This is a genomic window from Mesotoga sp. Brook.08.YT.4.2.5.2., assembly GCF_003351125.1.
Lineage (GTDB): Bacteria > Thermotogota > Thermotogae > Petrotogales > Kosmotogaceae > Mesotoga.
The window spans coordinates 42,645-55,043 of sequence record NZ_JPGZ01000005.1; the positions used below are offsets into that span (position 1 = coordinate 42,645).

A 12,399-nucleotide genomic window follows, 5' to 3' on the forward strand; every position below is an offset into this window, starting at 1 on the left:
CACGAGCTATCGAATAACAGCCGTTCGACTAAGAATATATGTAACATATAAGCGCTCAAATGTGTAAAATGTAAGTTACCAACGAGTTGGAGCTGCAGATCTAATATTCCATGTGAATGTCATCTATAGCCGCTAATAAAGGTCTTGAATGCGAAACGTGTTTCTGACAGAGCCTTGCAGAAAGCGAGGAAAGTCAAAAGAAAATTTATTGTGATCGAATGATGGAATCATATATACAATTACAATCGAAAGTATACATTCAAAAGTAGTCTCGATATCATGAGTTTTGTCTAGCCTTCTAGAAATAGCTTAATTGGGTGATTTCTTGTGTGGCCGAATCAGAAGAGGCAAGATTCGTGGGTGTATTTTGGCTCGGTGATTGACTGAAAAAAGAAACAATTCGGTACAATTCTTGAGGAGAATTTGGTTAGCGGCTTACGATGATGAGTACTTTGGCTAGTAATCTCCGAATATCTCAGATTCACGCGTGTTTGAACAAAGACGAGTCTTCTGTAGACCTACAGATTCGAGTGTTGGCATCTTAAGGGTGACTGTTAATGAGTTTTACCTAAAAACGACACTGTTATTATGCGTTTTGAACAGTATTAACTCAACTCAGCCTGTAGATCTGAGAAGAATCAGGACACATCTTACTATATAATTGAGGTGAACCTCATAATCATCTTGAGAATCTCAAACTGACCGGAGGCTATTTTAATGAATAAAAGAATACTCTTACCTCTATTACTTCTACCTTTGGTTTTCGTGATTTCTGGGTGCCCGTCTATTGATAGCGACCTTGTTTTGGAGATTCCTAGCATGATCGTAGATGAAGGAGAAACCCTTCATTATGATCTAGCAGCTTTCGTTTCTGGCTATGACGTTTCTTTGCTAGTATTTGAAAAGGTATCGGGGGTTGGAGTCATTACCGGTTCTGAATTCATTTATGAGCCATCATATGAAGACGCTGGTGAGAAAGAAACGGTAGTAAAAGCGACGAGTATCAGTGGCAAATCCGCTGAGTCTAGTTTTGTCATAACCGTGAACGACGTGAATCGACCGCCAGTAATAGCAAAAGCGGATGGTCCAGACGAGTTGACAGAAGACGTCAGCATCACTTTCAGCTGGACGGGAGAAGATCCTGATGGCGATGCGATTGAATTCGAGTGCAGAAAGGACAATGAGGAGTGGATTAACAAAGGCTCGGGTAGTTCTCACACCTGGAGCGGTTATGAAGAGGCCCAGCATATGTTCGAAGTAAGGGCGTTCGATACAAAAGGTGCATATTCAAACTTAATCTCGTGGATCTTCACTTACCAACCTTCAAATCGTCCTCCGATTCTGCAAATACCGGAACAAAAGGTTGTTGAAGGAGAGACTCTTCTGATCGAGCTGGCTGATTATGCCAGTGATCCTGATGGCGATGATATAGTTTTTGAGATCCTTGAAGGGGTAGGTGTAATTGAAGGCTCAATTTACAGACTCACGCCTGATTACGATGTTCTTCGCCAGGACTTCATTACAAGCTCTTCAACAGAATGTATTGGACTGGACGTGAAGATCAGGGCTAGTGATGGAAAAGGCGGCCAATCTGATTGCACATTCATTGTTTGGGTATACGACAACAACAGGCCACCTGTTCTGAATATCCCGAACCAGGTAGTTGATGCGGGGAAGATTCTTACCATCGACCTTCTGCAGTATACTGAGGATCCAGATGTTTTAGACGATTTCACATATCTTGTTCTCTCCGGCGAAGGATATGTAAACGGTAGCCATTATAGGCTCATGACGAAAGATAGCGATTCTGGCAGTAGGAAAGTTAAGATTCAGGTCAATGACAGCAAGGGGGCTACTGATACAAGTGAGTTCAGCGTTCAAATTAACGCATCAAACTTACCGCCTGTCGTGACCAAGATAAGCGGTCCATCGGGCAAGGTTTTCCACAAGAGCAGTACTTTTGTTTGGGAAGCTGTCGATGATGACGGTTACATAGTCGACTATTCATTCAGAAAGGATAGTGGTCCATGGACAAGCAATGGGCTTAACAGTTCGATCGAGTGGAGCGGTTATTCTGTTGGGAATCATTGGCTAGAAGTTAGGGCAAGAGACAACAATGGTGCTTACTCAAATACAATAACTTGGAGCTTCGAATACAGCTTAGCAGTTGAATATGGCACGTTCAAAGTTGCAAATTCCTGGGGAATAGGTAACTGGGAAAATGTTCCCGATGGATTCCTTTACATAACATATGAAGCAATGAAGAAGAACAGAGTATATTGCTTCGTGACAGTTCCTAAAGACAATTATTCTCCCAGAGCGATAGCTTTGTTCGAGATCAATCACGATGTTAGAGACGACTGCCAGATATATGTTGGGATAGGAGATCCGGCAAAACCAAGGGTAGAGAAGCGATTTGATGATACTAATCACAGGGGAGGAGAGCACCCATTTCCCAACAGCAAAATGGTTCTTGACATCACCGAACTTCTTCCCTTTCTTGGAGAAGACGTGTACTTGAGAATCTTCGACAGTTCAAAGACCGAAGTTACTGGTTCAGTGAAATACTTTGCTATCGAGGTATATTCCAATTACGATACTGGATCGCTTTCAGCGAGACATGTATCAAGTGACACTCCGGTGAAGACGATAAACGGAACTGATGTCTTCGCCAGGGTGGAAAACATTGCAGTTTCAGCTGCCGACGTGTTTAATACTGCGGGGTTGAGCTTTTCAGAGGGTATTCCCAATGACTTTCTTGAGGAGATGAAGGCCGAACTCGGAGTCTGTGAGGAAGGCAGGGATTACAATGAGATAGTCATGGGCTTTGGCACGGGGCTCAGACCCCCAACCGAGAAAGAATGGATTTCAATCGGGAGAACATGGAGCCTATTAGAGGGTACAGCTGACGGGGCAATTCTTCCTTCTTCGGTTGACAACTCTGCCTCTATACATTTTCCTCCTATCGGTGATCAAGGAGCGGAAGGTTCTTGCGTAGCTTTTTCACAAGGATATTATACGGCGACATTCTACGAGGCAAGGGACAACGGCTGGAATCTAACTGGAGCCAGCTGGTCCGGGAGTTCGCCAACTTCATCCTATTTAGACAGTATAATGAGCCCCGATTTCATCTATCACTTAATAAACAACGGTGTCGACAAAGGAGCTGCATACATTGATGCTCAGAGCGTAATCGGAAACATCGGAGTAGCTACATGGAAAAAGATGCCCTATAGCGTTTCGGATTCCACCAGCTGGCCAACCGAAGCCGCATGGAGAGAGGCACCTAAATATAGAAATGGAAATGCTTCAAAAAACCTGGTCATTAGAGTAGAAAAGGATAGCGATATTGAAACTCTGAAGTCTTGCCTGGCTTCGGGTTGGCTCGTGTCAATTTCTATTGATGCGAACAAGTACACTTCTCTAAGTCAGAACGACGTTTGGAATTCAATAAACTACACAGTTATAAGTACGAATCATGCGAATACAATAGTTGGATATGATGATAGCATACCGGGGTATTGAAGCTCGTCTGACCTGATAGTTCCTATTTTCAGGACCCGGAAGAAAGATGAATTCTTTGCTCAGTGAGGAGAATCGTTTTTCTGACGGCCGGAGACGTGAGCAATAACATTGACACAGATACCAGTCGATTTTCAGAGGTCTGTTTTATATGCTCGAATTTCTGGAGAAGAAACAAGGAACCTCTATGTCTATTACTTTGCTTTGGTCCACTATTTATGGTATGAATCATAATGATGAATGTGCGAAAATCGATCGTTATCCAAAAACGGGTGAAATCGAACGCTTTTTTGCCTGTCTGTTTCATTAACCAAATACTCTATGAGCACTACGCAATGCGCTATTATGGTCGAAAATAGTTGACATTGGTTTACCGTAAGTGGTAGAATAATTCCAGACAAGTTTCTCTTGTGGTATTTGGTGTATAATTGGCAGTGTCGAAAGTCGTATCTCTTTGACTTTTTTTCAGTTCAGTTAGCATTTAAGGGTCTTTTATTACGTTTCTAGATCTTTCAAGAAGTAAGGATGTTCTTTAAGGTTGATATACTCTAAGCTATGTGAGGAAGAAAATATTCACAACCAAACGCCTTATAGGGGGTGTGTGCAGTGGCAAAGAAACTCTTGAAATTAACCACATTGCTGGCTATTCTACTCCTCGTGTTCATGCTGACTGGCTGTCCGAAGCCGCCTGCAGAAGAATACACGTTGACGATTGAGAAGACTGGCAATGGAACTGTTACTGCCAATCCTGCACCCAATACAAGCGGCAAGTACGCAGCGGGAACTGAAGTAACCCTTACCGCTGTTGCCGATGCAGGATGGCAATTTGCTAAGTGGGTAGTCGGTGAAACAGACGTGACAAATAATACTGTTGTTGTCACGATGGACGCCGACAAAACTGTTGAAGCGGTCTTTGAGGAAGAGGAACCACCAACGGATAAGTATACTCTTACGATTACAAAGACCGGACAGGGAACCGTTGTTCCGGCCGAGGGAGTGCACGAGTACGACGAAGACACTGAAGTCGTTCTTACTGCAACTCCTGCAGCGGGCTGGAATTTCAGCAAGTGGGTTGTTGGTGGTGCAGATGTTTTCGAGAATCCGACAACTGTAGTAATGACTTCCAATAAGGCTGCGAACGCAGTATTTGTGGAAGAAGAACCACCAGTTGGTCCTTTCCCAAAGATTACCAACCTCAGCCTCACAACGGAAGACTTCATGGTCCTTCAGCCGTGTACCGAGAATCTTGAGATAAGATTCCAGGTTGCGGTTAGCGGTCCTGAAAGTGCGCTGGTAGAAGCCGAGTACAAGGTTATTCATGTATCTTCAGGAGAATTTGTAGCAGTGGAAATCCCGGAAGACAACTGGGGAGCTCCATGGACTTACAAGATTTCCAACAACTTCCTGAAGGACAACATTGGGAATCCCATTCCTGGTGGTAAGTACGATATCACCGTGGGAGCAACTAACACTGAAGGAAACTTCTCATCCGAAACGATCTCCTTCTATGTGAAGTACGAGCTTTCGAGCCTTGAAGATGCCTGGATAGTCGAATCCGAAGACAGCCAGATCAAGGTTGTAGAAGGCAAGTGCGTTGTTGGTGAAGGAGATCCAGCGACAATTGGAGCGACGATATTCTATGACTCCAAGATAACTGTGAGAATCTACCTGGTTGAGACTTCAGACACAGGTATTCTCGACGAAATGCTGACCAAGGGAGTAATGATTAAAGAGAAGGCATTCATTGCTGATTCAGCGGTCACGGAAGATGTGGAAATAGAGCTTCCTGACCTTAAGCCACTTATGGATGCTGGAACAGAGTACAACCTTCTCGTACTACTCTTCACTCCCGAGTGTGGAGCTCTTGGATGCGTATCATGCGGAATTGAAGACTGGGCACTTCTGGACTGCGATCTAGTCGAAGACACAGATCCTTCTATCGAGTGTCTCCCATGTACCTGTCCAGATCCTTGTGATCCTTGTTTCGTAGGATACAACCCGGGAATCCTCATAAGCAGTGTTTTGAGTACAACTCCAGATCTCTTCGATATCTCTCTTACGATAGGTGGAGAAGTCATAGAAAGCGGATTCACTTTCCTTGAACTGGAGGATGCTCTTGAAGTGAGGTTCTGGATCGAAGACGGGACACTAGATCCTGATCCAAGTGGCGATACAGACCTGTACTGGACGGTAGTTACTCCGACCGGAATTGAACTTGACGCCACCTGTACAATACTAATAGACTTTGAAGAACCTGAAGCAGATATTGTTATTGAAAATTGCTGTGTAAACGAAGGTATAACAGAGACAACCTTCTCCGTTACTTTCACAGACAACGTTGGCCTCAAGAGAGGTAAGATCAGCGCAACAGGAGCGAATGTTGTGCTTCCTGATGGAAAGACTGCAGGCAACTGGTTTGCTCTTTCCGGAACAGAGGCAACCGTTGAAGGTACGATTACCGGGATTACCGGTGCATACACGGTTTATGTGTCTGTTGAGGACGTATCCTGTTTGACTTCTGAAAATGAGAAGAAATGCGGGATCAATACTCCTCCTATGGTGGAATTTGGACCGTACTGCAAGCTCTTCGACTGTCCGCCTGCATGTGGCTCAGAGGAGATCGGGTTACAGTGGGTTATATCCGACTACGAAGACAACTTCGATTATTTCGAAATCTACGTAAGTCATAGTGCTTACGGGGAGAACGTGAAACTAGACATACTTGATCCTGAGCAGATGGAAGGCCATATCACGTGGGAACTCGGGGCAATTGACTGCGAGACCGTTACAGCTACCCTGATTGCCTACGACGACTGTGAAGGATCTGTAAGCTCCAGGACAAAGTTTTGGACCTCGCCTTATCCGATGGACAATGTCGAGCCTGAAATCGAACTCTTCTGGGAAGATTGTGGAGAACCGGAAGAATGCGCAACGTCTGCTGTTATCGGTTGGACGGCCAGCGATGAATGTCTCGATACAGTGAAAATCTACGTTGACCAAGGCTATCTTGTTGCTTTTGACGGTTCCACCGGAACTCACTTCACGACGAGACTTGCTACTCTGACTACCGCTGGCACAATTACCTGGGTCTTTGAGGACGCCGTAGATTGTGAAAACATAGTAGCGAGAGCATGGGCAAAGGATACCTGTGGAAACAGAGGTTATGCTGAGCCATTGGTAAGCAAGAACAAAATCGATAACATGGAACCAGGTGTATTCCTCGGAATTTGGGGAATAGGCATTGACACAGATACGATGTTTGAAGACATAGTCAATAATGCAGCAGAGTTTGATCTTGATGAATTCATAAGGCAGTCGAGATCTGATAATGATTTCATGTGTACAGATGCAAGATGCCTGCAGCTGGTTTGGGTTATTGAAGAGAACTGTTTGGACGAGTACTTCCTTACCACAAACTACCCGTTCGTACCTTGCGGTACCGAGGATCTTGAAGTACCAGTTGACGAATATACATATTATGATCTGGTTGAAAAGAGTCTCTGGGTTAAGGAATTCGTTAATCGGGAAGGTAGAAAAGAACTGATGGGCTGGATCAACTGGTGCCTGCCGAACATCGATTGTGAGGACTTTGTTGCGACCCTTACTGCAGATGATACAAGTGCCTGCACTGATGAAGTTAGTTGGGAAGAATCAATCAAGGTAGACAATGTTGCACCAATTCTCGAATTCGAGTGGACACTTCCCAATCCAGAAGAGGGCGAAGAGTATGCGACCTCATGTGCCACAGAAGCGACTCTCACTTGGAGTCTCTACGACAACACATATCCTTGTGATGTTTGTGGAAGTGTAGAATTTGGCGCTCAGGACGAGGTGGACCTTGGATGTCCAATCGGGTTGATCATACTTCTAACTGATGAACTCGATGTGGAGGAACTTGCAGGAAGTGCGGACTCACTTAGTGATCTGGAAGCGCTCGGTGGTGTTATAGCCGTTGTGTGGGGCGGAGAAGGTGGAACGAATCCTCACTATACCTATCTCGATGGCACCCCAATAACAGATCCCGATGCAACGATTACCTTTGATTCAGTTACCAATACGTATTCAGGAAGTTACTACTATACCAATGATGAAGTAGACGGTGTGATGGTAGCTGCAATAATGGGTGCGATAGACTGCTGCTGCACGGACATTTCGAATGTCAGTCCTGTCGTTAAGTGGCTTGGACCGGTCCTGGTCGATAATGTTGGTCCGGAACTTGTAGTTGATATAGTTCCGCCGCTTTACGAAAGTGGATGTGCAGAACTCACAGCAAGTGCAACAGAACTCGAAATCTACTACAAAGTAGTTTCAGAATATGAAGAGAATGTCACTATCTACTTCGATGTAGAACCATATGGCTCGTTCTCTGAGAACTCCACAACCACGCTGGATGGATCGGTACTGCTCGATGTTACTGGAGTTGACTGCGAAGAAATCACTGTAACGATTACAGTAGTTCCAGAGGCAGGATGCCCCGTAACTGAATGGACCGAGACGTTCTTGGTTGATAATGTTGCTCCGAATCTGAAGTTGGAGATTCTTGACGAGGCAACATGTGGTGCAACACAGCTCACAATGAGATGGGAAATTGATGATGAATGTTTGATTTGCACAGAGTGCGAAAGCGGTACCATTCCTATCTACGTTGGAAAGATAGAGCTGAGCACAGGGGAAACAATTCAGGTTGAGGTCCCTTGTGGTTCTACTCTCCCAGCTTCCGATACATTCGTCTGGGAAATTGGCGAGATTGACTGCGATGAGACTTTAGTCGCTACGTTTACCGGCTGGGATGCATCTGGAAATGAAGCTTCTGTGAATGCAGACCTGGCAGGAATCGATAACAAGCCGCCAGAACTTGAGGCAGAGTTTGATCGCACGAACACGAACCCTGTGATAACCTGGACAGCAACTGAACCGTGCTTTGATCTGGTTAGCATCTGGGTTAGTGAGGGCACTCTCGAAGCAACTGTAGTTGGTTTCGATCAGACAGCCGCTTTTGCTGGCGTATTTGATCCGGGTCAATACAACGATCAGTTCATCAGCAAGAAGAAGATAGGAGCTGTTGAGTGGTTCGATTATTCCGAGACTGCAGTCGCGACAATTCTAGCAATGGATGTATGTTGTAACTACACTGTTCTTGAGGCAAGTTCTGGTACAAACTGGTTTTTCATTGATCCAAATTAAGCAATTGACTGATCCTGATAACTTCAAAGTTAGTCGTTAAATGGATTGGAACCCGCGGCCTCGGCCGCGGGTTTTTTTATTATGGGCTCTTTCTTTCTGTGATATAATTTATCGTAATTGGCGCCATTCATTCTTGAGAGGTGATCTTATGAGAAAGGCTGCTCTGATCTTCTCCGTAATAGGTATAGTTCTTCTTTTTGCTGGATGTGGTTCGAAACTTGAGTTTTCAGTGCCCAATCAAAGAATATCGCAGGGAGAAGTTCTGAACCTGAATCTTGACAACTATTCAGAATTCTCCGGAAAGTCTGAAGTATACTACTCACTTCTTTCGGGTGTTGGGCGCGTTGTAGGAAACAAATACGAGCTTGAAGTAGATAGAGTCATCTCCGGCGAAAAGACGATCGAGGTGTTGGCCTTTGCCAAGGGAGTAGACCCTGTGATAGCTTCATTTAAGATAACGATAGATCCCACGGATTTCCCTCCGGAAGGTTTTATTCCAGATATATCGCTGCTTGAAGGAGAGGCGCTGGATATTCCTTTGAACGTTCTAATTATTGATGCAGAGGGTTCAAAGATCAAGTACGAACTTCATGGAGAGTTCATCGAAGGATTCGCCTGGATAGATGAGGATATTCTATCAATAAGGCCAAGATACATCGATTCTGGCAGCAACTCGCTCAGGATAGTTGCGGAGAACAGCAGGGGGAAGTCGATCGAGATTCCTTTCTCAGTTAATGTGGAGGCGACTAATCGCCCGCCCATTATAGAAATAAGTGATCAGAGTGTGCAGGAACACAGAGCGCTTGTTCTAGACCTTAAAAAGTTCTCGACTGATCCTGATGGTGACGATCTCCACTTTGAAGTTGCTGACACTACTAAAGCGAGTATAAGCGGCGGAATCTTTACTTATGAGGCAGGTGGTTACTCTGATGAACCTGTGCCAGTAACCATAATCGCTCGAGATTCCAAAGGTGCTGTTTCGGAGGTGTCATTCCTGATTACGGTGCTGGAGGCCCCAGATGTTGCAGAGGGTGTGCTCACGGTCGGTGCAATGGGACAGTTTGCCACTATTCAGGAAGCGGTCGATGCTGCGAAGGCGGGAGATACTATTAAGATTCTCGCCGGAACATACAGAGAGAATATTGCTGTGAGCAAGAGTATAGCAATCATTGGATCTTCAAAGGAAGAAGTAACAATAATAGCCGAGAGCGAGTCTTCTCCGGTGCTCTTTGTTAGGGGTGTCGAGGATTTTGTCGTAGATAGTGTCTCCTTCCAATCTGGGGGATCAGTGATAAATTTCTCTAGATCCTCTGGTCAGGTAATTAACTGCAATATTGCTGGGGGAAGATTTGGAATTTCTTTCAGCGGAGACGGCAGGACGCTCAGAGTTGCAGACTCGTATATTACGAGTCTTATGGGTGTCGGTAACGACGAATATCTTAGCACTAGGCTTGTAGGAATATATGCGTACGGTGAAGCCACATTGATAGTAGAAAATACCGTCATTGAAAGAACTGGAACCGGTGTGAATTTCTCTAACGGATTGAACTATATAGTCAAGAACAGCACCTTTAATAGAAACACGGTCGGAGTCTCTCTTAGCGGTACGTCGACAGGATCTCTCATTGGTAACAAGATTACGGGAAACGTTGATAATGGGGTTCTGGCAAACATCACTTCTACGGCGACTCTTACAGATAATGTCTTTTTCAATAATGTAAGACACGGGCTGGACCTGTATTTGAGAGATTGCACAGATTGTGGGTGCGGAGGAACAACGTTCAGAGGAACGGTTGTTGGATCTGGAAACCTGTTCGATACATTGGAGGCAATCTGCCCTGCTGATTACTGGGACGATTCATTCTATACGGTTGATGAGACATTGGGGAATGACTCGGCCGGCTAACTCACGAGGAGAGATTAAATGAAGATACTCGCTGTTTCAGCCCTCTTAATATTTACAGGTCTTCTTCAGGGTGCAGTAGTCATCGACTTCTTCGGAGTCACAACATGCCAGGAGTGTTTTGAGGCAGAGATGATGATTGATAGCCTGAAGTACGAAATCGATGAAGAGGTCATTCTTAACAAGTTCATGCTTAACGAGGCAAAGAATCAAGAGCTAAAGCTTAAATATGCCAGAGTTTACGGTGTAGATGAAAGCGAGCTGGACTTGTATCCAATGATTTTTGTCGGCAAGGACGCTTTCACTCCCTCAAATATGAGACCGGACTTACTTCTTGAGAGCATGATGAACTACTCTCAAGAGGAAAGAGACATCAAGCTCTCAGAGATAGGGGCTTTTGGCGAAGATGTGAGTCAGAGGATTACAGATCGTTATGAGCAGTTCAGTATCTTAGTCGTTCTCGGCGCTGGACTGATTGACGGTATAAACCCTTGCGCGTTTGTTGTTCTCATTTTCCTGGTTTCTTATCTGTACTACGTTGGTAGGGGAAGAAATGAGATTCTAGTTGCAGGGTTTTTCTTCGCTATTGGCATCTTTGCAGCGTACTTGGCAATGGGAACAGGGCTGCTAGGTGCAGTAGGCTACATTGAAAGCATCTCTAGGTTATTTCAGCTAATCTTTTATCCTGCGATGGCAGTTTTCACCGGCGTTCTTGCCGTTCTGTCGGTAGTTGACTTCTACAGAATGAGATACAAGAACAAGAAGGCTATCCTGGAGCTTTCACCGGGTTTGAAGAAGAAGACACATGAGATAATTCGAAAGAACGCCAGGGCGAAGACCATTTGGATTGCTTCACTTGTTACCGGGATTCTAGTTTCTTTTGTCGAGTTCATGTGTACCGGGCAGGTCTACCTACCGACGATCGTTTACATAATTAACAGTGCCGGAGTTTCGGGAAGGGCTCTTGGTTTCCTCGTGACATACAATCTTGGCTTCACTGCCCCGATTATTGCGATAACACTCGTCGCTTACTTCAGCTCCTCGACCAAGAAAATACAGGAGTTCATGACATCGACTCAGGCAGCTGCAAAGATCAAGCTGCTCATGGGGGCGCTGTTTGCCGTGTTTTTCGCAATAATGCTGAACATAACATTGAGAACCTTCAATCTGATTTGATTGTGAATCTCTTTAAGTCAGTGCCCAGGTGTCTTAGATTATGCTTCCATCGGTGGCATTTTCACCACTCGATGATATTTCGAAGCAGCTTCAAGTTGTCCAGGACATTCACGAATTCGCCCGATATAAGCTCTTCAAGATCATCGGCAATAACGTCCGAATCACCTATTACTAGAATCTTCCCACTTCCCTTACTCTGAGAGGCTATGACGGGGAAGGTTGCGTTTTGCTCCGGCTGAAGTGAGTTTGACAGCGCTGAGAGATCTGCGGATGAGAATACTTGCATATCTTCTCCAGCTAAAGTGAATGCAGTCGACTCGGCGCTTGTAATGACGGTCGCGCCCGAGCCAACTTCTAGGGAACAAGTGGCGAAGAGTGCTATCTTCGTGAGCTCCTGGGCGACCCGATGGGTACCGAATTGTGCGGTAGTAATCCACTGATCGGCTGAATCGTAGTTATTCACTTCGTCGAGAAGCACATTATTCTCCAGCTGAATATCTATTCCGAGTGCACTGAGAAGAGTATTCAGTATTGTATTGTCGTAATACTCAAACCATTCTCCAAGGACTATGATCTTTCCTCCCCTACTAAGAACCCACATTTCTCACCTTTTT

5 protein-coding genes are annotated in these 12,399 nt (G+C 45.0%); 4 read left to right on the forward strand and 1 reads right to left on the reverse strand.

Features of this window, described 5'->3' with window-relative positions:
• Positions 1–717 precede the first annotated feature (717 nt).
• The 4 genes from Q502_RS00770 (at position 718) to Q502_RS00785 (ending at position 11,785) form a co-directional block, all read left to right on the forward strand.
• On the forward strand, positions 718–3,525 hold the full coding sequence (locus Q502_RS00770) for a C1 family peptidase (RefSeq protein WP_146024492.1): 2,808 nt from the start codon (positions 718–720) through the stop codon (positions 3,523–3,525).
• A gap of 603 nt (positions 3,526–4,128) precedes the next feature.
• Complete coding sequence (locus Q502_RS00775; protein WP_102819235.1) at positions 4,129–8,706, forward strand: InlB B-repeat-containing protein; 4,578 nt, start codon at positions 4,129–4,131, stop codon at positions 8,704–8,706.
• Positions 8,707–8,854: 148 nt separating this feature from the next.
• Positions 8,855–10,612 (forward strand): nitrous oxide reductase family maturation protein NosD, encoded by a 1,758-nt coding sequence (locus tag Q502_RS00780; protein WP_181456422.1) that lies wholly within the window; start codon positions 8,855–8,857, stop codon positions 10,610–10,612.
• Positions 10,613–10,630: 18 nt separating this feature from the next.
• Positions 10,631–11,785 (forward strand): cytochrome c biogenesis CcdA family protein, encoded by a 1,155-nt coding sequence (locus Q502_RS00785; RefSeq protein ID WP_102819238.1) that lies wholly within the window; start codon positions 10,631–10,633, stop codon positions 11,783–11,785.
• A 61-nt stretch (positions 11,786–11,846) separates the two neighbouring features.
• Here Q502_RS00785 and Q502_RS00790 read toward each other — a convergent pair whose 3' ends face one another.
• Positions 11,847–12,386, reverse strand: a complete 540-nt coding sequence (locus Q502_RS00790; RefSeq protein ID WP_112109482.1) for a hypothetical protein — start codon at positions 12,384–12,386, stop codon at positions 11,847–11,849.
• Between the last annotated feature and the right edge of the window lie 13 nt (positions 12,387–12,399).